Annotated in this window: 24 protein-coding genes and 1 pseudogene; 12 read left to right on the forward strand and 13 right to left on the reverse strand. The window is 72.0% G+C overall.

Annotation, left to right across the window (positions count from 1 at the left end):
• Positions 1–18: 18 nt before the first annotated feature.
• On the reverse strand, positions 19–1,119 hold the full coding sequence (locus DWB77_RS05365) for a M20/M25/M40 family metallo-hydrolase (protein WP_120720143.1): 1,101 nt from the start codon (positions 1,117–1,119) through the stop codon (positions 19–21).
• A 236-nt stretch (positions 1,120–1,355) separates the two neighbouring features.
• On the opposite strand from DWB77_RS05365, the gene DWB77_RS05370 reads away from it, so the two are divergent.
• On the forward strand, positions 1,356–1,730 hold the full coding sequence (locus tag DWB77_RS05370) for a hypothetical protein (protein WP_246033419.1): 375 nt from the start codon (positions 1,356–1,358) through the stop codon (positions 1,728–1,730).
• Positions 1,731–1,779: 49 nt separating this feature from the next.
• Here DWB77_RS05370 and DWB77_RS05375 read toward each other — a convergent pair whose 3' ends face one another.
• Complete coding sequence (locus DWB77_RS05375) at positions 1,780–2,910, reverse strand: AI-2E family transporter (RefSeq protein ID WP_120720144.1); 1,131 nt, start codon at positions 2,908–2,910, stop codon at positions 1,780–1,782.
• Between the two features lie 247 nt (positions 2,911–3,157).
• On the opposite strand from DWB77_RS05375, the pseudogene DWB77_RS38240 reads away from it, so the two are divergent.
• Positions 3,158–4,295, forward strand: a pseudogene (locus tag DWB77_RS38240) (proton-conducting transporter membrane subunit); the annotation flags it as partial.
• 36 nt (positions 4,296–4,331) lie between these two features.
• On the opposite strand, the gene DWB77_RS05385 reads toward DWB77_RS38240, so the two are convergent.
• Positions 4,332–4,514 carry a DUF6381 family protein gene (locus DWB77_RS05385; protein ID WP_120720145.1) on the reverse strand — a complete coding sequence of 61 codons (183 nt, stop codon included), beginning with the start codon at positions 4,512–4,514 and terminating at the stop codon, positions 4,332–4,334.
• Positions 4,515–4,686: 172 nt separating this feature from the next.
• Between DWB77_RS05385 and DWB77_RS05390 the strand changes: the two genes are divergently transcribed.
• Both DWB77_RS05390 and DWB77_RS05395 read left to right on the forward strand, forming a co-directional pair.
• Positions 4,687–4,908: a DUF6479 family protein gene (locus DWB77_RS05390; protein ID WP_120720146.1), complete on the forward strand. Its 222-nt coding sequence runs from the start codon at positions 4,687–4,689 to the stop codon at positions 4,906–4,908.
• 163 nt (positions 4,909–5,071) lie between these two features.
• A complete protein-coding gene (locus tag DWB77_RS05395; RefSeq protein WP_120720147.1) occupies positions 5,072–5,398 on the forward strand; it encodes a plasmid stabilization protein in 327 nt (108 codons plus the stop codon).
• A 7-nt stretch (positions 5,399–5,405) separates the two neighbouring features.
• Here DWB77_RS05395 and DWB77_RS05400 read toward each other — a convergent pair whose 3' ends face one another.
• Both DWB77_RS05400 and DWB77_RS05405 read right to left on the reverse strand, forming a co-directional pair.
• The gene (locus DWB77_RS05400; protein ID WP_120720148.1) at positions 5,406–6,278 is read right to left on the reverse strand and encodes a class II glutamine amidotransferase; all 873 of its coding nucleotides are present in this window, start codon (positions 6,276–6,278) and stop codon (positions 5,406–5,408) included.
• Between the two features lie 100 nt (positions 6,279–6,378).
• Complete coding sequence (locus DWB77_RS05405; protein ID WP_120720149.1) at positions 6,379–7,182, reverse strand: VOC family protein; 804 nt, start codon at positions 7,180–7,182, stop codon at positions 6,379–6,381.
• Positions 7,183–7,471: 289 nt separating this feature from the next.
• On the opposite strand from DWB77_RS05405, the gene DWB77_RS05410 reads away from it, so the two are divergent.
• Together DWB77_RS05410 and DWB77_RS05415 are read left to right on the forward strand one after the other, a co-directional pair.
• A complete protein-coding gene (locus DWB77_RS05410) occupies positions 7,472–8,008 on the forward strand; it encodes an ATP-binding protein (protein ID WP_246033420.1) in 537 nt (178 codons plus the stop codon).
• 76 nt (positions 8,009–8,084) lie between these two features.
• Positions 8,085–9,179, forward strand: coding sequence for a carboxylate-amine ligase (locus tag DWB77_RS05415; protein ID WP_120720150.1), 1,095 nt, complete (start codon positions 8,085–8,087; stop codon positions 9,177–9,179).
• Between the two features lie 216 nt (positions 9,180–9,395).
• Here DWB77_RS05415 and DWB77_RS05420 read toward each other — a convergent pair whose 3' ends face one another.
• The 5 genes from DWB77_RS05420 to DWB77_RS05440 are packed head-to-tail and all read right to left on the reverse strand — an operon-like array spanning position 9,396 to position 17,218.
• Positions 9,396–9,929 carry a type 1 glutamine amidotransferase domain-containing protein gene (locus tag DWB77_RS05420; protein ID WP_120720151.1) on the reverse strand — a complete coding sequence of 178 codons (534 nt, stop codon included), beginning with the start codon at positions 9,927–9,929 and terminating at the stop codon, positions 9,396–9,398.
• Positions 9,930–9,973: 44 nt separating this feature from the next.
• Entirely contained in the window at positions 9,974–10,984 is a 1,011-nt protein-coding gene (locus DWB77_RS05425) for an SDR family oxidoreductase (RefSeq protein ID WP_120720152.1), read from the reverse strand.
• A 49-nt stretch (positions 10,985–11,033) separates the two neighbouring features.
• A complete protein-coding gene (locus DWB77_RS05430) occupies positions 11,034–12,161 on the reverse strand; it encodes an enolase C-terminal domain-like protein (protein WP_120720153.1) in 1,128 nt (375 codons plus the stop codon).
• Positions 12,158–13,975 (reverse strand): thiamine pyrophosphate-requiring protein, encoded by a 1,818-nt coding sequence (locus tag DWB77_RS05435; RefSeq protein WP_174248507.1) that lies wholly within the window; start codon positions 13,973–13,975, stop codon positions 12,158–12,160. The genes DWB77_RS05430 and DWB77_RS05435 overlap by 4 nt, the downstream gene beginning before the upstream one ends.
• Before the next feature lie 60 nt (positions 13,976–14,035).
• Complete coding sequence (locus DWB77_RS05440) at positions 14,036–17,218, reverse strand: FAD-binding and (Fe-S)-binding domain-containing protein (protein ID WP_246033421.1); 3,183 nt, start codon at positions 17,216–17,218, stop codon at positions 14,036–14,038.
• Between the two features lie 271 nt (positions 17,219–17,489).
• Between DWB77_RS05440 and DWB77_RS05445 the strand changes: the two genes are divergently transcribed.
• Together DWB77_RS05445 and DWB77_RS05450 are read left to right on the forward strand one after the other, a co-directional pair.
• A complete protein-coding gene (locus tag DWB77_RS05445) occupies positions 17,490–18,443 on the forward strand; it encodes an LLM class F420-dependent oxidoreductase (RefSeq protein ID WP_120720154.1) in 954 nt (317 codons plus the stop codon).
• Between the two features lie 35 nt (positions 18,444–18,478).
• Positions 18,479–18,676 (forward strand): hypothetical protein, encoded by a 198-nt coding sequence (locus DWB77_RS05450; RefSeq protein ID WP_120720155.1) that lies wholly within the window; start codon positions 18,479–18,481, stop codon positions 18,674–18,676.
• A 170-nt stretch (positions 18,677–18,846) separates the two neighbouring features.
• On the opposite strand, the gene DWB77_RS05455 is transcribed toward DWB77_RS05450, so the two are convergent.
• A complete protein-coding gene (locus DWB77_RS05455) occupies positions 18,847–19,521 on the reverse strand; it encodes an HAD family hydrolase (protein ID WP_120720156.1) in 675 nt (224 codons plus the stop codon).
• A gap of 127 nt (positions 19,522–19,648) precedes the next feature.
• A complete protein-coding gene (locus DWB77_RS05460) occupies positions 19,649–19,921 on the reverse strand; it encodes a hypothetical protein (RefSeq protein ID WP_162952443.1) in 273 nt (90 codons plus the stop codon).
• A gap of 185 nt (positions 19,922–20,106) precedes the next feature.
• On the opposite strand from DWB77_RS05460, the gene DWB77_RS05465 reads away from it, so the two are divergent.
• The 4 genes from DWB77_RS05465 to DWB77_RS37625 all read left to right on the forward strand — a co-directional run bounded on the left by DWB77_RS05465 (position 20,107) and on the right by DWB77_RS37625 (position 22,228).
• A complete protein-coding gene (locus DWB77_RS05465) occupies positions 20,107–21,072 on the forward strand; it encodes an LLM class F420-dependent oxidoreductase (RefSeq protein WP_120720158.1) in 966 nt (321 codons plus the stop codon).
• A 26-nt stretch (positions 21,073–21,098) separates the two neighbouring features.
• Positions 21,099–21,470, forward strand: coding sequence for a VOC family protein (locus DWB77_RS05470; protein ID WP_120727396.1), 372 nt, complete (start codon positions 21,099–21,101; stop codon positions 21,468–21,470).
• A 104-nt stretch (positions 21,471–21,574) separates the two neighbouring features.
• Complete coding sequence (locus DWB77_RS05475; protein ID WP_246033422.1) at positions 21,575–21,967, forward strand: hypothetical protein; 393 nt, start codon at positions 21,575–21,577, stop codon at positions 21,965–21,967.
• Positions 21,968–22,072: 105 nt separating this feature from the next.
• Complete coding sequence (locus tag DWB77_RS37625) at positions 22,073–22,228, forward strand: DUF6131 family protein (RefSeq protein WP_162952444.1); 156 nt, start codon at positions 22,073–22,075, stop codon at positions 22,226–22,228.
• A gap of 103 nt (positions 22,229–22,331) precedes the next feature.
• Here DWB77_RS37625 and DWB77_RS05480 read toward each other — a convergent pair whose 3' ends face one another.
• Complete coding sequence (locus DWB77_RS05480) at positions 22,332–23,567, reverse strand: PP2C family protein-serine/threonine phosphatase (RefSeq protein WP_120720159.1); 1,236 nt, start codon at positions 23,565–23,567, stop codon at positions 22,332–22,334.
• Positions 23,568–23,697: the final 130 nt, after the last annotated feature.

The following is a 23,697-nucleotide window of genomic DNA, read 5'->3' on the forward strand; positions in this document are numbered from 1 at the left end:
TGGGCGGCCCGCCCCGAACTACGCTTCCTGGAGGGCCCGCACCAGCGCGGCGACCAGGTTCGCGCGCCCGGTCATGGCGTCGACCACCACATACTCGTGGTCGGCATGGGCACCGCCCCCGACCGCGCCGAGGCCGTCGAGCGTCGGCACTCCGAGGGCTGCCGTGAAGTTGCCGTCGCTGCCGCCGCCGACCGCCATACCCTCGATGCCGGGAACCAGCCGCCGGGCCAGCGCGAAGAGCTCGGCCGAGGCCGACTCGGGCATGGGGGGCCGGCCGATCCCGCCCTCGACCTCGATCTCGGCCTCTTCGAGATGCGGGGTCAACGCCGCGAAGGCCGCTTCGACCCGTTCCTTCTCGTCCGCCGACTCGACGCGGACATCGACCACCACGGTCGCCGCCGCGGGCACCACGTTGTCGAGGGTGCCCGCGGCGGCGACCGTCGGCGTGACGGTCGTGCCGAGCTCGGGGCGTCCCAGAGCGGCGATGTCCAGGACCTGACGGGCCGCCTCGACCAGGGCGTTGACCCCGGCCGCGGGTTCGAGCCCGGCGTGCGAGGCGCGGCCGGTGATGGAGACCCGGAACGTTCCGCACCCCTTGCGGCCGGTCTTCAGGCCACCTCCGTCGGCGGCGCCCTCGAAGACCAGCACCGCGCCACAGGCCAGGGCCCGCTCCTCGATGAGGGCACGGGAGGAGTGCGAGCCGACCTCTTCGTCGGCGGTCACCAGGATCTCCACGCCCGAGCGGTCCTCCAGGGCGGCGAGGCCGTGGACGGCCTGCACCAGACCGCCCAGCATGTCGAAGACCCCGGGGCCCGTCGCATGCCCGTCCTCGACCTTGAACGGGCGGCGCTCCAGGGTGCCGAGCGGAAACACGGTGTCGTGGTGGCCGAGGATCAGCACCCGGGGATCGCCGCCGCCCGACCAGTGGACGTGCGGGCCGGCCGCGCTGTCGACGAGGACGGCGTGCCCGCCGAGCCGACGCTCGACGACGGCGGCCACGGTCTTGGCCGACGCCGTCAGGGCGTCGCGGTCGCGTGAGGGCGACTCGACCTCGACGAGTGTCCTGAGGTCCTCGATCATCGCGTCCACGCTCACCGGAACAGCCCTCTGCGTCGTCATGCGGCCAGGTTAGTGGGGGTCCAACGGTCCCTTACCGGCAGGTTCCGGCAGCGCCTCTCCGCGCGTACCCCGAGCGATGACCGCATGTCCTGGCACCATCGCGACGTACCCCGCGTCGCAAAAGGACAACCGGGACATGCCGATGGCGCCGCGCCGTGGGTACCCGGACCCGTAGACCCCCACGACAACCCGTAGACCCCCACGACAGCGACGATCACCAGGCAGAGGTGAGTGATGTGACCGCACCCGAGGACCGCACCCCGTCCGACAAGCCGGCCACCCGGCAGGGCCCGACGGCGCTGGTCGGAGTCCGGCCCCGCGGCGATGTCGACCTGGCGCTCAAGTACCTGACCTCACGGTCCGACGCCTCCGCACAGCTCGCCCTGGGAGTGGCCGCCGCCTACCGCTGGGCGCTGGGCCTGGCCGCGCAGGCCCCGGTGACCGGGTCCTCCGCCCCCCACACACCGGATCTGCGGCTGCTCACCGCCGAGGTGGACGCGGCCGTCGTCCAGCTGGAGGACCCCACCACCCAGCCGGGTGCCCGGGACTTCACGCGCGGCGTGCACGACGCACTGACCTGGGTGTGCGGCTACAGCGACACCAGGATCTGAGCGAAGTCAGGAGCGAAGTCCGGAGCGAAGTCAGGGCGCGCCGGTCCGCTCAGGACGCATCGGTCCGCGCGAAGACGTGCTCATCCAGAATCAGACCGATCGCGACGGCGACCGGGATGGCGACCAGCGCCCCGACGATGCCGAGCAGCGCGCCACCGAGCAGGACGCCGACGACCGTCACCAGCGGATGGACGTCCACGGCGAACTTCATCACGCGCGGCACGATCAGATAGTCCTCGGCGATGCGGAAGGCGACGTAGAAGCCCGCCGTCGCCAGGGCCACGGGCAAGGACACCGAGAGCGCCACGAGGCTCACGACGACACCGCCGATCGTGGTGCCGATGATGGGGATCAGGTCCATCAGGGCGATGAAGACCCCGAGGGCGGCGGGATAGGGGACGCCGGTGACGATGCACCAGATGAAGGTGGCGAGGCCCGCGATCACCGAGGTGAGGACGTTGCCGAGCATGTAACGGCCCACCCGGTTGAGGATCTCGTCGGTGACCTCGCGGGCGTGCGGGCGTTTGCGGGCCGCGACGAAGCGCAGACAGAACGTCTTCAGTGAGGGCAGGAACGCCATCACATAGATCGTCACGACGATCACGACGGCGGCCGAGGTCACCGCCCCCACCACCACCCGCCCGGCCCCGAGCAGGCCACCGGCGAGGCCGGCCGCCCCGCCGCCCGAGAACTGCTCCTTGACCTTCTCCAGGACCTGGTAGCGGTCCTCGAACCGGCCGAGCGGCGAGTCGTGGTTGCGCAGGTCCTTCAGCCAGCCGGGCACCGCCTTGATCAGCGCGTCGACCTCGTCGGTGACCGGTGGCACGACCAGCGCCAGGAATCCCGCGAAGCACGCCAACAGCACGACCAGGACCACGAGGACCGCCCAGCCCCGGCGGACCCGGTGCCGGGTGAGCCAGGCGACGACCGGTTCCAGCGCCAGCGCGATGAACACGGCGAGCAGGAGCAGGGTGAGGAGGCTGCCCACCTCCAGGACGGTCTGGACGGTCAGCCAGGCCAGGGTCGCTCCCAGGCCGAGGGCGAAGCCGATGCCGAGCCAGGATCTGCCGCCCCCCACGACGCGGGCCCCGGGTGTGCGTGCGCCCTTGGCAGCGGGCGCGACGGAGGAGACGGGGGCGGGCTCGGGGCCGCCCTCGCCCTCAGGCCGGGAGGACGTCATCGCGGCCTCCGGGCCGTCAGCGGTGTGGGCGAGGCGCAGGCGAGCGAAGGATGCATCCTGCCAGTACCTCTCTTCGAGGCCGGGACGGAGTCCGCCCACAAGGTGGCCGCCCCGTGCGGCACGACGGCGGCGAGCGCCGGAGTCGGCCTCTTCCGCTTCCGACCCTAGCCAGGTATCCCGGCGCGGGCCTTGTATGCCGGTGCGTGCGGCGGCCATCCGGATGACGGGTGATTGGCCAGGTACATGCCGGGTACTGGTTGGCCGCGCACAGGCCGGCCCCCAGGGGTGCTCCCCGACGGCGTCGTTCGGTGCGTACGCCACGTTGACCGGAATCGTGCTGCTCTACGCGCGCACCGGGGAGCTCGGCATGCGCCGGATCGGCCACCAGCTCGACGCCCAGGGCGGACCCGACGCGCTGGTGCTGGCCGCCTTCGCCCTCGTCCTGACCGGCCTCCTGGCCCGGCGGGGTGCCCGCCCCGGACGCCGAACGCGCCCTGGTGGTACTCGGCACCCTGACGGCGCTGGTCGGCGCCGTGATGTGCTGGCAGCAGCGCCACATCAAGCGTTTTCTGGCGTTCTCGACGGTCGCGCACACCGGCCTGTTCCTCGTCGGCATCGGACTGCTGAAGCCGGAGGCGACCGGCGGCGTGGCGCTCTACGCCCTTGGCCACGCGGGCGTGAAGGCGGCCCTGTTCGCCTGTACCGGCATCCTCCTTGACCGTTACGGCAGCGTGGACGAGCACGAACTGCACGGCCGGGCCCGGGAGTTGCGGGCAGTAGCCGTTCTCTATGTGGTGGGCGCGGCGGCTCTGGCCGGGCTGCCGCCGTTCGGCACCGGGCTCGGCAAGTCGGTGACCGAGGAAGCGGGCGGCGTCGGCTTCGCCGTTCTCTTCGTGGCCGTCTCGGCGGTCACCGGGGGCGCGGTGCTGCGGGTCGCGGCGCGCGTGTTCTTCGGGCTCGGGCCGCGGCCGCTGGACGAGAGGGGGTGCGAGACGGAGGGCGAGGACGAGGAGCCCGAGACGCAGGGCTGGATCGGCCGGGTGCCCGCCACCATGGTCGCCGTCCCGGCGCTGCTGCTCGCCGGTTCGCTGACGGCGGGGATGGTTCCGGGGCTCGGCACGGCGGTCGGCCGGGCCTTCGGCGTCGAGCCGGACCACATGCCGCAGTGGACGCCGCTGGGCGCTCTCCTGGGCCTGGCGTCGGCGGCGCTCGGCGCGGGACTCTCGGCGGCTTCGGTACGCGCCCCGGCACACCGCGAACCCCGGCCCTGGACGGAGCCGCTGCGCCGACTGCACTCCGGCCACATCGGCGACTACGTCGCATGGCTCCTGATGGGGACGGCCCTGCTCGGCGCCCTCGCCCTGCCGGGTGTCCTGACCGGCTGAGAGAGCATCAACTCCCTTGGCCGTAAGCTTCCGCGCTCACATGGGGTGGACGCCGCCACTCTCGCCCGACATCCTGCTCTGCTCCTGGAGGCGACGGGCCTTGTCCTTGAGCCGCCGGCGCTCGGCCGGGTCCTCCGCGCGCTCCGCCGCCTGCTCCAGCTTCTCCGCCTTCTGACGCATCTGCTGGACTCGGGCACCGAACTCGTCTGCGACGCTCATGATCACTCCTGGAGAATCGGGGGATACAGATGGCTCCAGCAGAGCAGCGGCCCCGCACCCTCGCATCCCGAACCGTCACCCAGCGTCATCGCGCCCGGGAGTCCGGCTTCGGGTGCCCGAAGTCGTCCGGGACCGCGTGTCAGGTCGGCCGCGCAGGGGGTAGGCGCACGTCATGACCAGTTTCGCTGCTTCACAGACTCTCGCCGCGGCCTCCACGTCCTGGCTGTTCACGGGCGTGGGCGTCGTCATCGTCGCCGTACTGATCGGGGCCTTCTGGTTCGGGAGCCGGCGCGCCACCCGTAAGCCGATGCCCCCGCAGGAGCCGCAGCCCGGGGCGGATTCCTGGCAGCCGCCCGAGGCCTCGCAGGGCTCGGACCCGGACCACCGCGCCTAGCGCCTCGCTCCCCCGCCCGGCGGCCCTGATGTCGCGGCCCGTGACGTGCGGGAGTGAACTGGCGGGTGGGCCACGGCCCACGCGCGAGGCGGCGTCCAGCCGTACTCGACCGGTCCGCGCCCACCCCGGACGGGCCGGGACACCGAAGACGAGGAGGAGCACCATGCCGGCAGGTTCGAGCCCCAAGCGGGAGCGCCAGTACGAGCACATCAAGGACAGCGCCGAGGACCGCGGTGCCTCGACCAAGCGCGCCAAGGAGATCGCCGCGCGCACGGTCAACAAGGAACGCGCCAGGTCCGGCGAGTCCAAGACGGCCAGCAGGACGTCGACGCAGGACAAGAAGTCGGCGCCGCAGCGCGGCGGCGAGCGTTCGCACAGCGGCGCACAGGGGCCGACGAAGGACCAGCTCTACGAGGAGGCCAAGAAGCGCAACATCGACGGACGTTCGTCGATGAACAAGCAGCAACTGCGCAAGGCCCTGGGGCGCTGAGCCGGGCTCATCCGCCCGCGGTCTGGGAGTGGGCCGCCCGGCCGGAGAGGTCGCTGAGCCGGAGCGGGTCGACCGGCGGGTCCGGCAGGACCAAACGCCGGTCGGCCCGGCCGCCGGCCGTGACGTGGAGCAGTTCGCCGGGCTCCATCAGGCGCCAGTCGGGATGCTCATCCATGGGCTCACTGGCGACGACGGTCGCCGGGGTGTCGGCGAGGTCCCCGGAGTGGACGCGCATACGGCCGCCGGTTCCGCTGTGGTCCAGGTGCCGGGCGCCGTGCGGGCCGCCCGCCTCACGCTCCAGTACGTACAGCTCATGGGTGTCGGGGTAGCGCAGGGCCCACAGTTCGTCCGGCGTGGTCAGCACGGAGTTCAGGGCGTAGACGGGCAGGTGTCCGGCGATCCAGCGCATCGCGCGCTCGATGCCCGTCCCGATGTCTCCGTGCGCTTCCCGGATCTCCCGCGTGATCAGTGCGAACACCCGCTCGGAGTCCGTCTCCCCGGCCACCAGGGCCATGTCCGGGCCCAAGTGGGCTTCCAGGGCGGGCAGTCCCCCCACGACCCCGTTGTGCGCGAAGAGCCGTCCGTCCTGCTGGAACGGGTGGGTGTTGGGGGCGGTGAGGCTGCCGGTCGAGGCGAGCCGGATGTGCGCGAGGAAGGTGGCCGAGCAGATCCGGCGGGCCTCCCGCGCGAAGTCCCGGTCGGCATAGGCGGCGTCGGGGGCCTTGCGGACCTGGGGCGTGCCGTCCGGGTCGAAGTACCCGAGCCCGGTGCCGTCGGGGTCGCGGTGGCTCTGCACCGCGAGGCTGTCCGGGGCGTCGAGCAGCCAGAAGGTGGCATGGCTGCGGCGCGGGGCGCTGCTCAGTCCGAACAGACGGCACATCCCTGCCACCTCCCTGCTGACCACCGGCTGCCGGCCACCGGTCCGAACCCGGCCCGGGCATCGTGCCGCGCCACGGGGACGAGCGCAACGCGGCCGCGGGCTACCCCTTCGTGTTGAGGGTGAACGTGGCACCGTCGGGGTCGCTCAGGCGGACCCAGGGCCCGGAGCGCGCGACGCCCTCGGCCAGCACGGTGGCGCCGTGCGTCCGCGCCTTCTCGGCGTCGGCGCGCGGGTCCGCGACGGTGAAATGGGTGTGCCAGTGCGGCCTCAGACTGGGGTCGGGGGCGGCCTCCACCGCGCCGGAGGTGAGCCGGGCGACGACATGTCCGGCGTGGCGCAGGACGACCTCGTCGTGCTCGTACCGCACATCGCAGCAGCCGGGCCGGTCGCACGCCCAGTCCAGGACCTCTCCGTAGAAGATCGCCGCGGCGAAGGCGTCGCGGGTCTGGAGCCGGGTCCAGACCGGTGCGGTGTCCCGCCACTGCTCCCACTCGGGAACCAGCGGCCCCTGCCACAGGCCGAACACGGCGCCGTCCCGGTCCGAGGCGAGCGCCCCGCGTCCGGTGTGCAGCGCGACCGGGCCGACCGCCACCGTGCCGCCGCGCTCCCGGATGCGGCTGGCGGTGACGTCGGCGTCCTCCACCGCGAAGTACGGCGTCCACGCCACCGCGACCTGAAGTGCCGGGGCCAGCGCGCCGATTCCGGCGATGGGCACGCCGTCCGCCAGCGCGATCCGGAACTGCTCGCCCAGCGCCCCCGACCGGAACGTCCATCCCAGGACGGCACCGTAGAAGTCCTGCGTGGCACGCAGGTCCCGGGCCATCAGGCTCACCCAGCACGGCGCCCCGAACACCGGTGCTCCGGAGCCGAGCCGGGCGGTGGAGTTGGTCGTGGGGGGCGTCAAGGGGGGCCTCGCTTCCAGGGGTGCGACACACACCGGTCGTGGACCATCCACTATCCCGCCGCCGGCCCGGCCGTGCCTGTCGGCGGGACGAGCGGCGAGGCGCCGGGCCCGCGACCCCGCGCACCCCCGTGGCGCGGGGGACGGCGGTGCTTCGTGTTGCGGATGCGGCCGTACGGGTCATGCTGGAGGAATCCGCGCTGTGCTCACCTGGCTACTTTTAGTAGCCCTTGCGTGGTTTGCGGACGCGGGAGTGGCCGGCGAGCCGCTCCCGCCGACAAGGGAGCCGTAAGTGGTCACCATCGACAGTCCCCGCCAGTACACCCTGAGCCTGCACGCGACGCCGGCCCGCATTCCGCAGGTCCGCCGTATCGTCGCCGCTCATCTGCGCCACTGGCGGTTGGAGAACATCCTTCAGCCCGTCAGCCTCGGCGTGTGCGAACTGCTGACCAACGTCCACCGCCACACCGAGGGCGATGGGAGTTGCGTGCTCGAACTGCGCTGGGCCCGTGGGCAGTTCGCCGCCTCCGTCGCCGACGGCGACCCGCGACTGCCCCGCCTCCAGGGGCCCCAGCCGTTCGCGGAACGCGGTCGCGGCCTCGCCCTCGTCGCCCACCTCAGCGACAGCTGGGGCACCCACACCACGCCCGAGGGCAAGGTCGTCTGGTTCACCCTGACCGCCCAGCCCCAGGCGCTCCGCCCGCTGCGCCCCCTTTCGCCGACGCCCACCCTCAGCACGACGGTGAGCGCCCCGGTCCTGGTCGACTTCGATCTGAGGGCCCACGCGCACCCGCGGCGGACCGAGGCACGCTGCCTCAGCGACGCCTGATGTCCGGCCCCGCCCCGCGGCGAAGGGCCGCCGCTTCCACCCGGCGGGGGCGATCCGGAGCGGATACGCTCAGCTCATGATCACGATGGGGGTCGAAGAAGAGTATGTGCTGGTCGACCCCGCCTCGGGCCAGCCCGCTCCGCTCTCCGAAGAGGTACGGGCGGCCGCCGGACTCGGGCCGCTGGTGCAGGAGCGCGAGGTGCAGCCCGAGCTGCTCCAGGCCCAGGTCGAGGTGGCCACGCCGGTCTGCTCGACCCTGGACGAGGTGGGCGGACATCTGCTGCGGTTGCGGCACGCGCTCGGCACCGCCGCCGAGCGCTACGGCTGCCGGCTCGCGGCGACGGCGGCGGCCCCGCTCACCGGGGTCGCCCCCGCCCTGGTCACCCGGGAACCGCGGTACCAGGCGCTGCGCGTGCAGGCGCCGCAGTTGGTGGACGAGCAGTTCATCAACGGCATGCACGTCCACGTCGGGATGCCCGACCGGGAGATCGGCGTGGCGGTACTCAACCGGATCCGCGCCTGGCTGCCGACGCTGCTCGCCATGTCGGCCAACTCCCCGCTCTGGCAGGGCCGGGACACCGGTTTCGCGAGCTGGCGCACCCTGGTCTTCAGCCGCTGGCCGGTCTGCGGCCTGCCGCCCCGGTTCGCCGGTGCCGAGGACTACGACCGGCGCACCAAGGCTTTGATCGAGTCCGGGGCCATCGCCGACACCGGTCAGCTCTACTGGCACGCGCGCCTGTCCGAGCGCTACCCCACCCTCGAAGTGCGGTGTCTGGACGTGCAGTTGAGGGCGGACGACGCGGTGATGTTCGCGGGTCTGGTACGGGCGCTCGCGGCCACCGCCCTGCGTGAGCAGAAGAGCGGGGAGCCCGAGCCGCAGTGCCCGCCGGAGCTTCTCCAGGCCGCGATCTGGCACGCCGCCCGGCACGGCCTCGGCGGCACCCTGATCGATGCGACGGGAAGCCCGCACAGCGCCGGTGACACCCTGTGCCGGCTCACCCAGCACATCTCCCATGCCCTTGAGGCCTCCGGCGACGACCGCGAGGTCGGCGCCCTCATGCACCGGCTCCTGCGCCAGGGCAACGGCGCGGACCGGCAGCGCAAGGCGCTGGCCGACGGTGGGATGCCGGCCCTGCTCGACCTCATCACCACCGAGGCCACCGCCCCTTGAGCGCTCCGCCCCGTAACCGCTCGGGGCGGTTTCGGGCGGCGCCGGCGGCTGTTGGTCCCAACCCGTCCGGCGCCTTCGTCCCTTCGTACGCAAGGAACGTCCTTCCGAACTACCACGGCACGCCAGGAGGAAACCTCTCTCCCCACATACGGAAGGCACCCCGCGCGTGGCGGGGTGCCTTCCGTGGGTTGAACGCCCACCGGCTTTCGGGGCTCGTCAGGGTGCGAGTTCGCCGAGGAGGGTCTCGCAGAACGCCTTCAGGTCGTCCGGCTTGCGGCTGGTGATCAGGGTGTTGGGGCCCGCTGTGCACACCTTGACCTGCTCGTCGACCCAGGTGCCGCCCGCGTTGGTGATGTCGGTGCGCAGGCTCGGCCACGAGGTGAGGGTGCGCCCGCGCAGCACGTCGGCCTCGACCAGCGTCCAGGGGGCGTGACAGATCGCCGCGACGGGCTTGCCCAGGTCGAAGAACGCCTTCGCGAAGGCGACCGCGTCCTCGTCCATGCGCAGCGCGTCCGGGTTGGCGACCCCGCCCGGCAGCACCAGGGCGTCGTAGTCGTCCGGGCGGGCCTCGCCGACGGTGCGGTCCACCGCGAAGGTGTCCGCCTTGTCCAGGTGGTCGAAGGCCTGGACGCGCCCCGATTCGGGGGAGACCAGTTCCGGGGTGTGGCCCGCGTCGGCCACGGCCTTCCACGGGTCGGTCAGCTCGACCTGCTCGATGCCTTCCTTCGCTACGAGAAATGCCACCTTCATGACGTCGCTCCTTCATCGGTGCACCGCGCTGTTCGCGGTGGGGTTCAGGTCTTGTCGCGGTACCGGCGCACCGCCCAGCCGGCCGCGGCCAGCGCGCTCAGGGCGGCGCCGGTGGCCAGCACGGGATGGTGGGCCGTCATCGCCTGGTACGAGCGGGCGTGGGCCTGCTCGTCGAAGATGCCGTGTGCGCCGTGGTCGTCCTTTGGCGCCCGGTCCAGGGGCTGCCACAGATTGCCCCGGGACGACTCCGGTGCCAGGTCCTCGCGCTGCTGCGAGCCGTATCCGGTACGGGCGAGATAGCGGTCGAGGAGGGCCGGCACGAACCGGTTGGCCCACACCGTGGCCACCGTGGAGGCGCCGACGTAGTACTGCTTGCGCCGGGGGTGGTCGGCGGCGAACAGCACGGCGCGCGCGGCGACTTCGGGCTGGTAGATCGGCGGGACGGGCTGGGGATGCCCGGACAGTCGCGAACGCACCCAGGAGAACTGGGGCGTGTTGACCGCCGGCATCTGGACGACGGTGATACGTACATGGCTCTTGCTGTGGAGGAGTTCGGTGCGTACGGACGAGGTGAATCCGTTGACGGCGTGCTTGGCTCCGCAGTAGGCGGACTGGAGCGGAATGGATCGCTCCCCCAGTGCGGAGCCCACTTGCACGATGGTGCCCCGATCGCGGGGAAGCATGCGCGTAAGGGCGGTTTGCGTGCCGTGCACGAAGCCGAGGTAGCTGACGTCGGTGACGCGCCGGAACTCGTCCGCGGAGATCTCCGCGAAGGGCGCGAACACCGAGGTGAAGGCGACGTTGACCCAGACGTCGATGGGCCCGAAGGTCGCCTCGGCGACTTCGGCGGCCTTCTCGACCTGGTCGGGGTCGGCGACGTCGACGGGCAGCGCCAGCGCCCGCCCGCCCAGCTCCTCCACTTCCGCGGCGGCCGCGTCGAGGCCGGCCTCACCCCGGGCCAGCAGGACGACACGGTCTCCGCGCTCGGCGAACAGGCGGGCGGTGGCACGGCCGATGCCGGCGCTCGCTCCGGTGATGACGACGGTCTCGGGCATGGCCTTCCTTTCGGGACACGACGGTGGACGGCACCCTCTCGCCACCGGATCAGCCGGTGCGGTGGGGTTCGGCGTCGGCGCTCTTGAGGGTCAGTCCGTGGCCCGGCGATCCGTCGGCCCCGGGGCTGATGCTGCCGCCCGTGGGGTCCAACGTGCCGTCGAACCACAGGGATTCGAGGCGGACGTGGTCGTGGAACCACTCCAGATGGCGGAGGTTGGGCACGGCGGCCGCGGCGGACGCGTGTGCGTGCGGGGCGCAGTGGCCCGAGACGTCCAGGCCGAAGGCCTCGGCGAGGGCGGCCGCGCGCAGCCAGACGGTGAGGCCGCCGCAGCGGGTCGCGTCGGCCTGGAGGCAGTCGACCGCGCCGGCCCGCAGCATGTGCCCGAAGTAGGCCAGGGTGTAGCCGTACTCGCCGGCGGCGACATCCACGGCGGTGGCGGATCTGATCCGGGCGAGGCCGTCGAGGTCGTCCGACGAGACGGGTTCCTCGAACCAGCCGACGCCCTGGTCGTCGAGGAAGCGGCCCATCCGGACGGCCTGCTTGACGGTGTAGCCGCCGTTCGCGTCGACGTACAACTCGGTGGCGTCGCCGATGGTCGCGCGGGCCTTGGCGACGCGGTCCCGGTCGCGGTGCTCGGCGTGCCCCCACGACTCGCCGATCTTGATCTTGACCCGGGGGATGCCCTGGTCCTCGACCCACCGCCGCAGTTGCCGTTCCTGGCGCCGGTCGTCGTAGGTGGTGAAGCCGCCGCTGCCGTACACCGGCACCTGCGGGCGGGACCGTCCGAGGAGGTGGGTCAGCGGGACGCCGAGGAGGCGGGCTTTCAGGTCCCACAGGGCGATGTCCACGGCGGAGATGGCGCCGGCCACCAGGCCCGGGCGTCCGTCGTTGCGGACGGCCCGGGTCATCGCCTCGTTGGCGCCCGGTACGTCCCAGGCGGAGCGGGCGCCGACCACCGGCGCCAGATGGCCGCGGACGTACGCCGCCGTCTCGGGCGCCCCATAGGTGTAGCCGAGTCCGGTGGTGGTGCCGGAGCGGGCGTGGACCACCACGAGGGTGGTCTTGGCCCACTCCAGCGTGCCGTCGGCCTCGGGGGTGTCGGTGGCCAGGGTGTAGGCGGCCGCCTCGACCTCGTCGACCGAGGGCACGTCACCGGGCGCGGCTGTCCTCGTCACTCGTGGTCGCCGCCGTCCGGGTGGCGGTGGCGGGTGCCGGGGAGCATCTCCTGCACCTTGGCCTTCAGGCCCTGCCGGATCATGCCGGTGCGGTCGCTGTCGCCCTTGAGGACGGAGGCGGCCGCGGCCTCGATCTGGTCGAGCGAGGCGTGCGGAGGGATCGGCGGCACGGCCGGGTCGGTACGGAAGTCGAGGACGAACGGCCGGGTCGCGGCCAGCGCCTGGCGCCAGGCGCCCTCGACGTCGCCGGGCTTCTCCACCCGTACGCCGTCGAGGCCGATGGAACGGGCGAAGTCGGCGTAGGCGATGTCGGGCAGCGACTGGGAGGGCAGGAACTGGGGGGCGCCGGACATGGCGCGCATCTCCCAGGTGACCTGGTTGAGGTCCTGGTTGTTGAGGACCGCCACGATGAGCTGGGGGTTGCTCCACTCCTGCCAGTACTTGGCCGCGGTGATCAGTTCGGCGAGCCCGTTCATCTGCATGGCGCCGTCGCCCACGATCGCGATGGCCGGGCGCTCCGGGTGGGCGAACTTGGCGCCGATGACATAGGGGACGCCGGGCCCCATGGTGGCGAGCGTGCCCGACAGCGAGCCCCGCATCGAGCCGCGCATCCGCAGATGGCGGGCGTACCAGTTGGCGGCGGAACCGGAGTCGGCGGCCAGGATCACGTCAGGGGGGAGCAGCGCGTCCAGGGCGTGCACCACGTACTCGGGGTTGATGGGGTCGGCGTCCACCGCGGCCCGCCGTTCCATCACCTCCCACCAGCGCGCGGTGTCCTTCTCGATCTTCTTGCGCCACTTGCCGTGCTTCTTGCGGGTCAGCCGCGGCAGGAGCCGCTTGAGGGTCTCGGCGGAGTCGCCGACGAGGTTGACCTCGAAGGGGTAGCGCAGGCCGATCATCTGCGGGTCGATGTCGATCTGCACCGCACGGGCCTGGTCGAGTTCGGGCAGGAACTGCGTGTAGGGGAAGCTCGATCCGATGACGAGCAGGGTGTCGCACTCCTGCATCATCTCGTAGCTGGGCCGGGTGCCGAGCAGTCCGATGGAGCCCGTCACATACGGCAGGTCGTCGGGGAGCGCGTCCTTGCCGAGGAGCGCCTTGGCCACGCCGGCGCCGAGGACGTCGGCGATCTGCTCGACCTCGGCGCGGGCGCTACGGGCGCCTTGGCCGATGAGGATGGCGACCTTCTCGCCGGCGTTGAGCACCTCGGCGGCGCGGGCGATGTCGTCGTCCGCGGGGACCGGCGCGTAGGAGGACATGCCCATGCTGGAGGGCACCATCTTGAAGGCGTGCTGCGGCGGCGAGTAGTCGAGTTCCTGTACGTCGGCGGGGATGATGACGGCGGTCACCGTGCGCTGGGCTCGGGCGACGCGCATCGCGCGGTCGATGACGTTGGGGAGCTGCTCGGGGACGGTGACCATCTCGCAGTAGGCGCCGGCCACGTCCTTGTAGAGGCTCAGCAGGTCGACTTCCTGCTGGTAGGAGCCGCCCATGGCGCTCCGGTTGGTCTGGCCGACGATCGCGACGACCGGCACGTGGTCCAGTTTCGCGTCGTACAGGCCGTTGAGGAGGTGGATGGCGCCGGGCCCGGAGGTGGCCGCGCACACGCCGACCCGGCCGGAGAACTTGGCGTAGCCGACCGCTTCGAAGGCGGCCATCTCCTCGTGCCGGGCCTGCACGAAGACGGGCTTGTTCTCGGCGCGTCCCCAGGCGGCGAGCAGGCCGTTGATGCCGTCGCCGGGGTAGGCGAAGACGTGCTCGACGTCCCATTCGCGCAGCCGCTGAAGGACGTAGTCGGAGACTTTGATCGTCACGGGGGACAGCCTTTCGCTCGTTCGCTTCGCTGGTGGTGGGGTCGGGGCGAGCGTCCGGGCTCACCTGCGCCGTCGTCGGGTCCAGGCGTAGAGGGCGACCGCGGCGCCGGCGCACGCCAGCCCGGTCGCCGTGGTGGCCCGGTGTGCGTCGGTGGCCGACGGTTCGGGGCGGTCGGCGAGTTTCTCCGGGTGGTCGGCAGGCAGCGGCCCGTCGAGCCCCAGCGCCAGCGCTTCGGCCAGATGCAGGGCGCGGCGTCCGGTGCGGCCCTGCTCGATCTGGGTGCGGCAGCTGAATCCGTCGGCGACGACCAGGGTGCTGGGGGCGGCCGCGCGGACCGCGGGCAGCACGCCCAGTTCGCCGATCTTCATGGACACCTCGTAATGGCCCCGCTCGAAGCCGAAGTTGCCGGCCAGACCGCAGCACCCCTCGTCCAGGACGTCGGCGTCCAGGCCCATACGGCGCATCAGTTCGCGGTCGGCGTCGTCCTTGAGGACGGCGTGTTGGTGGCAGTGGGTCTGAACGAGCGCCGTGCGGGCGAGAGTTGGCGGCTTCCACTCCTTCGGGGCGCGGTCGAGCAGGAACTCGGCGAGGGTCCGGAACTGATGGGTGAGCCGCTGGACGTCCTCGTCCTGCGGCATCAGTTCGGGGGCGTCGGCGCGGAAGACGGCGGTGCACGACGGTTCGAGCCCGATGACGGGCGTGCCCGCCTCGATCCACGGGCGCAACACGTCCAGGGTGCGGCCCAACACGCGCCGGGCGGTGGTGAGTTGACCGGTGGAGATCCAGGTGAGGCCGCAGCACACGGCCCGGGTGGGCACCGCGACGTGGAACCCGGCGCTCTCCAGGACCCGTACCGCCGACTTGGCGACGGCGGGATGGAAGTACGTGGAGAACGTGTCGGGCCACAGCACGACGGTCTTCTCGTCCGCCGGGTCCGGTTCGGGCAGACCGCGCGCGGACCACCACTGGAGGAACGACTCCTCGGCGAAGGCCGGCGCCTCCCGCTCGGGTGCGACCCCCGCGAGCCGCTTGCCGAGACCGGCGAGGTACGGCGCGTGGGCGAGGGCGTTGGTGAGCCGCGGGGCGAGCCGGGACAGCCGGGCCCACAGGGGCAGCCAGCCCATCGAGTAGTGCGCGGCCGGGCGGGGGCGGTGGGCGTAGTGGTGGGCGAGGAACTCGGCCTTGTAGGTGGCCATGTCGACACCGGTGGGGCAGTCGGACTTGCAGCCCTTGCAGGCCAGACACAGGTCGAGGGCGTCATGGACCTCGGTGGAGCGCCAGCCGTCGGTCACCGGCGAGTCGGCGTGGCCGCCCAGCATCTCGAACAGGAGCCGGGACCGGCCGCGCGTGGAGTGCTCCTCCTCGCCCGTGGCGCGGTAGGAGGGACACATCACGCCGCCGGAGTGGGTGCGGCAGTTGCCGATGCCCACGCAGCGCAGCACCGCCTCGTTGAAGGAGCCGTGGTCGTCCGGGTAGGCGAAGTGGGTGACGTGCTCCTGGGGCCGCCAGCCCGCGCCGAGCCGCAGGTTCGCATCGCTGCGGTACGGCTCGACGACCTTGCCCGGGTTCATCCGCCCGGTCGGGTCGAACAACGCCTTGACCTCGCCGAAGGCGGCCACCAGGGACGGCCCGAACATGCGGACGAGGAGCTCGCCCCGGCCCTGTCCGTCCCCGTGCTCCCCCGACAAGGAGCCGCCGAAGGAGGCCACCAAGTCGGCGGCGCGGAACAGGAATTGGCGGAAGGCCGCCACGCCTTCGGCGGTTTTCAGGCCGAACGGGATCCGGGTGTGGACGCAGCCCTGCCCGAAGTGGCCGTACAGGGAGGGATGGTCGTAGCCGAACTCCTCGAACAGCTTCTTGAGGGCGCGCAGATAGTCGCCCAGGCGCTCCGGCGGTACGGCCGAGTCCTCCCAGCCCTCCCAGGTCTCCCGCTCGTCGGGCGGCCGGGCGGTCACCCCGAGTCCGGCCTCGCGGGCCTTGAGCATCTCCTGCTCGCGCGTGGTGTCGTCGGAGAACGCCACCGACGCGTCCTTCTCGTCCCGGCCGATCGCGCGCAGCAGCGCGTGGGCCGCGCTGTCGACGTCGTCCTGGCTGTCGCCGGTGAACTGCACGAGCAGCCAGCTGTCGCCCTCGGGAAAGTTGTCCAGGGACGCGAGATAGGCGTGTTCCTCGCGCATGAGCTGCGCCATCCGCCCGTCCAGCGCCTCCAGTTGGGCCGGGGAGCTGTGTTCGAGCAGACGCGGCACGTCGTCGGCGGCGGCGCAGATGTCCGGGTAGCCGAGCACCAGAATGGCGTCGTACGGCGGCACGGGCACGAGGTCCAGCTCGGCCCGCACCACCGTCACCAGCGTGCCCTCGCTGCCGACCAGGGCGCGTGCCAGGTCGAAGCCGTTCTCCGGGAGCAGCGAGTCCAGGTTGTAGCCGGAAACCCGGCGGGGGATCTTGGGATAGCCGCGCCTGATCTCCGACAGCTCGCGGTCGACGAGGTCCTTGAGGCCCTGGTAGATCTCGGCGCGCCGACCGCCCTCGGCGACGATGGCCTCGAACTCCTCGGCGCTGGTGGGGCCGACCCACATCCGGGTGCCGTCGTAGGTGAGGACTTCCAGCCGCCGTACGTTGTCGACGGTCTTGCCGTACGCCTGCGCGGAGGCGCCGCAGGAGTTGTTCCCGATCATGCCGCCGAGCGCGCAGTGGCTGTGGGTCGACGGCTTGGGGCCGAACTTCAGCCGGTGCGGCGCGAGTTGGCGGTTGAGCTCGTCCAGGACGAGGCCCGGCTCCACGACACAGGTGCGCCGCTCGGGGTCGACCGAGACCAGGGCGTCGCAGTGTTTCGTCCAGTCGATGACGACCGCCGTGTTGGTGCACTGGCCCGCCAGGCTGGTTCCTCCGCCGCGCGAGAGGACCGGAGCGCCGAACTCCGCGCACACCGCGACCGCCTCGACCGCGGCGTCGACGGAGCGGGGCACGACCACCCCGATGGGGACCTGCCGGTAGTTGGAGCCGTCCGTGCTGTACGCGCCGCGGCTCCCGGCGTCGAAGCGCACCTCCCCGTCGACCCGCTCGGTCAGGGCACGTTCGAGCGCCGCGACGTCGAGGGTGGCGAGGTCGGGAGCGGCACGGTCGAGGTCCGTACGGCCGAGTCCCGCACGGTCGGTGTCCGCGCGGTCGAGATCCGCACCGTCGAGGTCCGCCGGTGGGGGCAGCATGCGCCCGTGGCCGTCCGCAGCGGGGCGCTCGGGCATGTGCATCGCTCCTTCTCGTTCCGCTGTCGCTCCCCCGCCGCGCTCCGCCAGTACCCCTGAGCCGGGTGCCCACACCCTTCCTACGGCTACCCGAGGTCGGGCCGGGCCGCCACTCGGCCGTCCTCGGGTGCGGGGGCCCGGGGCCGCGCCTAGGGTGACTGGGGAGGGGGGCCCAGTGGCGCCGAACTCGGGGACCTCTGGGCGGTTTCCCCGCGCGTACTTCGGCCACCCGGAGGGGATGCGACGCGTCCACCCCCGTGAGGAGTCCCCCATGACGCAGTACGGCTACTTCCTGTCCAGCGAGGAGCACACCCCCGCCGAGCTGGTGGAGCAGGCCAGAATGGCGGAGCAGGCCGGTTTCACGGCGCTGTGGATCTCCGACCACTACCACCCCTGGAACGGCGAGCAGGGCCAGAGCCCGTTCGTCTGGTCGGTGATCGGCGCACTGTCCCAGGCGGTGTCCCTGCCCGTGGAGACCGCCGTCACCTGCCCCATCATCCGGACGCACCCCGCCGTCCTCGCCCAGGCCGCGGCCACCAGCGCCGTGCAGCTCGGCGGACGGTTCCGGCTCGGGATCGGCAGCGGAGAGGCGCTCAACGAGCACATCCTGGGCGACCCCTGGCCGGAGGCCTCCGTCCGGCTCGAGATGATGGAGGAGGCCGTCCGGGTCATGCGGCTGCTCTTCACCGGCGAGCAGGTCAGCCACCACGGCAAGCACTACACGGTCGAGAACGCCCGGCTGTACACCGTCCCCGACGAGCCGGTGCCCATCGACGTCTCCGCCTTCGGACCGCTGGCCGCGGAGGTCGCGGGGCGCATCGGGGACGGGTTCATCACCATGGCGCCCGACACGACCTCCATCGAACGCTTCCGGCGCAGTGGGGGCGGCACCAAACCGGTGATGGCGGGGCTCAAGGTCTGCTGGGGCACCGACGAGGAGGAGGCGGTGCGCACCGCGCACCGGCTGTGGGCCAATGAGCAGTTGCCCGGCGAGCTGCCCCAGATCCTGCCCACCCCCAGCCACTTCGAGCAGGCCTCCGAGCTGGTCACCGCCGACCGGGTCCGCGAGAACGTCACCTGCGGACCGGACCCGGACGCTCATGTCGCGGCCGTGAAGGGGTATGTGGACGCCGGGTTCGACACCGTCTACATCAACCAGATCGGCAAGGACCAGCAGGGGTTCTTCGATTTCTACCGCACCAAGGTGCTGCCGCAGCTCGACTGAGGAACCCCGTCACAGCACGCGAACCAGGGAGCGACATGACCCATCCGCACCAGCAGGACAACGGCTCTTCCCCGTCCCACCCCGACACGGCGCTCGACGAGGTGCTCAAGGAGTTCGAGGACGCGGAGACGCGCGACCCGAAGGAGACGGCACGCGAGGACGCCCACGACGGCGAGGCCGGGGACGCCCTGACGCCGAACGAGGAGGCGCAGGAGGAGGCGGCCGAGGACTGAAGCGGGGGCGACGGCTGAAGCGGTCGGCGACTGAAGCGGTCGGCGACTGAAGCGGTCGACGACCGGAGTGGTCGATGACCGAGGCAGCCGGTGGCTGAGCGGTGGACACCTGTCGGGGGGCCGGTCCCAAGTCTTGCGGGACCGGCCCCCCGACGGTGTTCACCCGGGCGTCACTCCCCGCGTTCCATCTGGGCGAAGATGCTGGTGTCCAGTTGGGAGAGCAGTTCGGCGGGGTCCCCGTACACGGCGAGCGCCCCGGCCTCTTCGAGGTCCGCGCGGGCGATCCCTCCGGTGAGCAGTGCCACGGCGCGTACGTCCGCCGCCCCGGCCGCCTTCATGTCCCAGACCGTGTCTCCGACGAACACCGCGTCCCCCGCTTCGGCCTCCGCCAGTTCCAGCGCCCGGTGGACCGGGTCGGGGGCGGGCTTTCCCTCGCTCACGTCGTCCGCGCTGGCCACGCCCGCGATGACGTCGTCCGCGTCGATGGCGCGGCGCAGCGCCTTCAGTTCGGGGCCGCCCGCCGAGGTGGCCAGGACGATGCGCCAGCCGCGCGAGGCCAACTCGCGCAGCAGCCCCCGGGCTCCGTCCAGGGAGGGCAGCCGCTCGAAGTAGGTTCCGTACAGACAGGTGTGGGCGGCGCTCAGCGTCTCGTCCTCGTCCTTGTCGCGGTCCTTGCCGAGGAGGTGCTCGATGAGGTCGTCCGAGCCGAGTCCGATGGCGCGGTGGATGTCGTGCATCGTCACGTCGTGCCCCGCTTGGCGGAACGCCTCCCACCACGTGACCACGTGCAGATGGTTGGTGTCGACGAGGGTGCCGTCGACGTCGAACAGAGCCGCACGTGCCATGCGTCCAAGCCTTTCGTAGCGCGTTCATTTGCGTTCGTTGCGTCCTACCGGGTCCCGCCGCACTGCCGATCATGCCGTCATTCGCGGCGGTCTACATCCGGGGAGCCGGAGGGAGCCGGGGGCGGATTCACGCCGCGTGCCGGCCCCGGGCGGTGGTACTCCTGTGCGGCCGCGCCTTGTGCCGGGCCGCCGTCTCGGCGGACGGCAGGTCGGGAACGGCGACCAGGTGACGTCCCTGTGGTTCCTGGCGTAGTTGCTGACGTGGCTCCTCGACGGGGTCGCTCCCCCCGCGCATGCGTTCTTCGTACCGGGCCAGCGCCAGGACGACGACCAGCATCAGGTTGGGCAGGAATACGGCGACGAGAACCACGACGACTCCTAGCAGGGAAGACCTGTCCATGAGCGGGTTGCCCCGCCCCCGGGCCCGAAACCTGCCGGGCGAAGGTCATCCGCGCGGTGCATGCTGGCCGCGTACGGGCAACGGCTCGCCGCGTATGTGACGGCACAGCGGGTACCCGGCGCATCGTCGGCCGCCCGCGGGACGGCCGGAGGTTTTGGCCGCAGCGGATCGGCAATGGGTGAATTATGGTGCAAATCGGCTACACGATGATGACCGAGCAGGCAGGCCCCCGCGCCCTCGTCGAGGACGTGGTCGCGGCCGAGCGTGCGGGCTTCGACTTCTCCGTCACCTCCGACCACTACTTCCCCTGGCTCGAATCCCAGGGGCACGCCCCGTACGCGTGGAGCGTGCTGGGCGCGGCGGCGCAGGCGACCAGCCGGATCCCGCTCATGACGTATGTGACCTGTCCGACCATCCGGTACCACCCGGCCGTCGTGGCGCAGAAGGCGGCCACGATGCAACTGCTGTCCGAAGGACGGTTCCGGCTCGGGCTCGGCTCCGGCGAGAACCTCAACGAGCATGTGACGGGCGCCGGTTGGCCCTCCCCTCAGGTACGCCTCGACATGCTCGAAGAGGCCGTCACCGTCATCCGGGCGCTGTTCGAGGGCGGCACGGTCAACCACCAGGGCGAGTACTTCGACGTGCAGAACGCGCGTCTGTGGGACCTGCCGGACGAGCTGCCGCCGATCGGCGTCGCCGTCTCCGGCGAGCGTTCCTGCTCGCTGGCCGGACGCCTCGCCGATCTGGTGATCGCCACCGAGCCCAAGAAGAAGCTGGTCGACTCCTTCGACCGGCACGGCGGTCAGGGCAAGCCGCGCGTCGGGCAGTTGCCCGTCTGCTTCGACACCGACCGGGACGCGGCGATCGCGCGGGCCCACGACCAGTTCCGCTGGGCGATGGGAGGCTGGCCGGTCAACTCCGAACTGCCCGGCCCCTCGGGCTTCGAGGGCGCGACGAGCTTCGTCAAGCCCGAGGACGTGGCGGACGCCATTCCGTGCGGCGACGACGTCTCGACTTTCGTCGAGGCCGTACGCCCCTATGTCGAGGCCGGCTTCACCGAGGTCGCCCTCGTCCAGGTCGGCGGCGACCACCAGCGTCCCTTCATCGACTGGGCCGAGAAGAAGCTGCTTCCGGCCCTGCGCGAACTGTGAACGACCACGGCCCCCAGGAGACCGGCATGCCCATCGCAACGTACTGTCTCGTGGCCCTCGACTGCCCCGACCCCGAGGCGCTGGCCGCGTTCTACGCCGCGGTCCTCGGCGGGGAAGTGAAGAACGACGGCGAGGACTGGTACGACCTGTACGCCCCCGGCGGTCACCGCATCTCCTTCCAGCGGGCGCCGGGTCTGACCCCGCCGGAGTGGCCGCGTGGGGACCGCAACTCCCAGCAGTTGCACCTGGACTTCGACGTCCAGGACATCGACGCGGCCGAGCAGCAGGTCCTCTCGCTGGGGGCGACCCCGCTCGACCTGGACGACCAGGGCGGCGAGCGCGGCTTCCGGGTGTACGCCGACCCGGCGGGCCACCCCTTCTGTCTCTGCCGGGCATGACGCCACACCCCTTGAGGGACCGCACGGGCGCCCTCTGACGACCAGCGTCCCTCCCCCGGCCCGTCAGGACGACCGGCCACCGAGCCAGAAGCACGGAGAACAACGTGAACGACTCAACTTCCCCCGCCTCCCCGAAGGCCGAAGCCGACTCCCCGGACCTGGTGCAGGTCATGCTCGGCGAGTGCTCGCCCGCCGACGCGGACGCGGTCTTCGAGGTCCTGGGCACCCACTTCACCTCCGACCGCGCCGATGTCGTGCCCCATCGCGACGAAGGGCCCCGGCCCGCCGCCTGGACCGGCAGTTTCTGCGTCGACCACGCGCCGGGCGAGGTGGCCGGGGTGCTCCTGTCCGGGCCGGTCACCGCCGAGCTCCAGGGCGGTCCGGTGGCGGTGGAACGGCTGCGCAAGACCCTGGCCGCCGCCTTCTCCGTCGAAGCCGCGGGGACCTCGGCCGGCGACCAGGAGGTCGACGTCCAGCTCCGCCTGACCAACGCCTAGCGGGGCCCCCGCGCGGTTCGCCCCGTACTGAACAGGGCCGTATGGGTCGCGCGGACCTACTCTGGTACCAGGAGCGGGAACCCTTCCACGAGAGCGGAGGACATCATGCTCGTCCTCGGAATCATCCTGCTGGTCGTCGGTTTCGTGACCGGCATTTCCATCCTGTGGACCATCGGCATCATCCTCGTCGTCATCGGCGCCATTCTGTGGCTCCTGGGATCCGTGGGTCACGCGGTCGGTGGTCGGCGGCACTACTGGTAACGGCCCGGAACGGGCGCCCTCGATGTGAGGGTTCCCCCGGGTCGACGGATCGCGCCCCGGAGGCGTGCCCGCTCATGCTGGGCACGCCTCCGGGGCGCTCGCGTCACAGCGCGATGACGACCAGCGCCGTGTCGTCGGTGGCGCCGCCGGACGGCAGCAGATCGACCAGGACGGCGTCCGCGAGGGCCTCCGGATCGGAGCCGTGGTGGCGCACGAGGGAGGCCGCGAGCCGCTGGAGGCCGGTGTCGATGTCCTCGTCGCGGCGCTCGACCAGGCCGTCGGTGTAGAGGATCAGGCGTGCCCCCTCCGTGAAGGCGCGGCAGGCCTGGGGGCGCGCCTGGGGCTCGGGGCGCGCGCCCAGCGGTGGGTCCGTCGCCCGGTCCAGGAACGTCACCGTCGCGTCCGGGGCAAGGAGCGCCGCGGGGAGGTGGCCCGCGCTGCTGTACACCACGGTGTTCTCGGCCCAGTCGATGACGGCCGAGAACACCGTGGTGGACTCCGCTCCGTCCACGAAGCGGGCGTACAGGCCGAGGACGTCGAGCGCGCTGGCGGGCCCCTCGGCCACCCGGGAGGCGGCGCTCAGCGCGCTGCGCAACTGGCCCATGACACCGGCCGCGGCGAGCCCGTGCCCGACGACGTCCCCGACCGCGACCGCGAGCTGGTCCCCGGGCAGCTCCGCCAGGTCGTACCAGTCGCCGCACACGTTCAGGGCTCCGGTGGCCGGCCGGTAGCGCACGGCGGCGCGGTGGTGTCCCAGGGGTGCGAGCGCGGGCAGCATCGCGGCCTGCAAGGACAGGGCCACTTCGTGCTCGCGGGCGTGTGCCTGGCGGAGCTGCTCGTTGACCTCCTGCAATTCCCTGGCCCGGCTGTACAGCTCGGCCTCCAGGACCTGGGCCCGCTCGCCGTCGACCGCGCCGGTCCGGCCGCGGGCCCGGATGAGCTCGGTGACCTCCTCGACCCGGTGCAGCAGCAGGACCACGCGGCCTTCGCCGTCGAACACGGGGGTGTTGACCGCGCTCCAGTACCGCTCCTCCCACACCCCGGGCCTGGCCCGGTCCTCCACGTCGTAGCGCTGGAGCGCCATGGCGTCGCGCTCGCCGGTGGCCGCGACCCGGCGCAGCGAGGCCCCCAGGTTGCTCATCCCGCTGGCGCCGGGGTCGTCCGGGTTGTCGGGGAAGACGTCGAAGAGGTAGCGGCCGACGAGTTCGTCCCGGGTACGGCCGATGGTGGTCAGATACACCGGGTTGGCGTCGGCGTACACGAGGTCGGTGGTCAGCAGGGCCACTGGCGCGGGCAGCCGACGGAACACCGCCTCGTAGTCGATGCCGGACCCGTTCACGTTGCACCTGCCCGCGCGACGCCTCTTCGGCCTTCTGCTGCCTGTCCCCTGCTTCGATGTTCGTGCTTTTCACGATAGGCGGCATCGCCGGAACGAGCCCGCCGGGCGGCTTCGCGGGCGACATGCCGAA

Source organism: Streptomyces hundungensis, assembly GCF_003627815.1.
GTDB lineage: Bacteria > Actinomycetota > Actinomycetes > Streptomycetales > Streptomycetaceae > Streptomyces > Streptomyces hundungensis_A.

Coding starts and splice junctions, on each gene's coding strand:
- DWB77_RS05365 (WP_120720143.1), bottom strand. CDS start 1,119: ATGACGACGCAGAGGGCTGTTCCGGTGAGCGTGGACGCGATGATCGAG.
- DWB77_RS05375 (WP_120720144.1), bottom strand. CDS start 2,910: ATGACGTCCTCCCGGCCTGAGGGCGAGGGCGGCCCCGAGCCCGCCCCC.
- DWB77_RS05385 (WP_120720145.1), bottom strand. CDS start 4,514: ATGAGCGTCGCAGACGAGTTCGGTGCCCGAGTCCAGCAGATGCGTCAG.
- DWB77_RS05390 (WP_120720146.1), top strand. CDS start 4,687: ATGACCAGTTTCGCTGCTTCACAGACTCTCGCCGCGGCCTCCACGTCC.
- DWB77_RS05395 (WP_120720147.1), top strand. CDS start 5,072: ATGCCGGCAGGTTCGAGCCCCAAGCGGGAGCGCCAGTACGAGCACATC.
- DWB77_RS05400 (WP_120720148.1), bottom strand. CDS start 6,278: ATGTGCCGTCTGTTCGGACTGAGCAGCGCCCCGCGCCGCAGCCATGCC.
- DWB77_RS05415 (WP_120720150.1), top strand. CDS start 8,085: ATGATCACGATGGGGGTCGAAGAAGAGTATGTGCTGGTCGACCCCGCC.
- DWB77_RS05420 (WP_120720151.1), bottom strand. CDS start 9,929: ATGAAGGTGGCATTTCTCGTAGCGAAGGAAGGCATCGAGCAGGTCGAG.
- DWB77_RS05425 (WP_120720152.1), bottom strand. CDS start 10,984: ATGCCCGAGACCGTCGTCATCACCGGAGCGAGCGCCGGCATCGGCCGT.
- DWB77_RS05440 (WP_246033421.1), bottom strand. CDS start 17,218: ATGCCCGAGCGCCCCGCTGCGGACGGCCACGGGCGCATGCTGCCCCCA.
- DWB77_RS05445 (WP_120720154.1), top strand. CDS start 17,490: ATGACGCAGTACGGCTACTTCCTGTCCAGCGAGGAGCACACCCCCGCC.
- DWB77_RS05450 (WP_120720155.1), top strand. CDS start 18,479: ATGACCCATCCGCACCAGCAGGACAACGGCTCTTCCCCGTCCCACCCC.
- DWB77_RS05455 (WP_120720156.1), bottom strand. CDS start 19,521: ATGGCACGTGCGGCTCTGTTCGACGTCGACGGCACCCTCGTCGACACC.
- DWB77_RS05460 (WP_162952443.1), bottom strand. CDS start 19,921: ATGGACAGGTCTTCCCTGCTAGGAGTCGTCGTGGTTCTCGTCGCCGTA.
- DWB77_RS05465 (WP_120720158.1), top strand. CDS start 20,107: ATGGTGCAAATCGGCTACACGATGATGACCGAGCAGGCAGGCCCCCGC.
- DWB77_RS05470 (WP_120727396.1), top strand. CDS start 21,099: ATGCCCATCGCAACGTACTGTCTCGTGGCCCTCGACTGCCCCGACCCC.
- DWB77_RS37625 (WP_162952444.1), top strand. CDS start 22,073: ATGCTCGTCCTCGGAATCATCCTGCTGGTCGTCGGTTTCGTGACCGGC.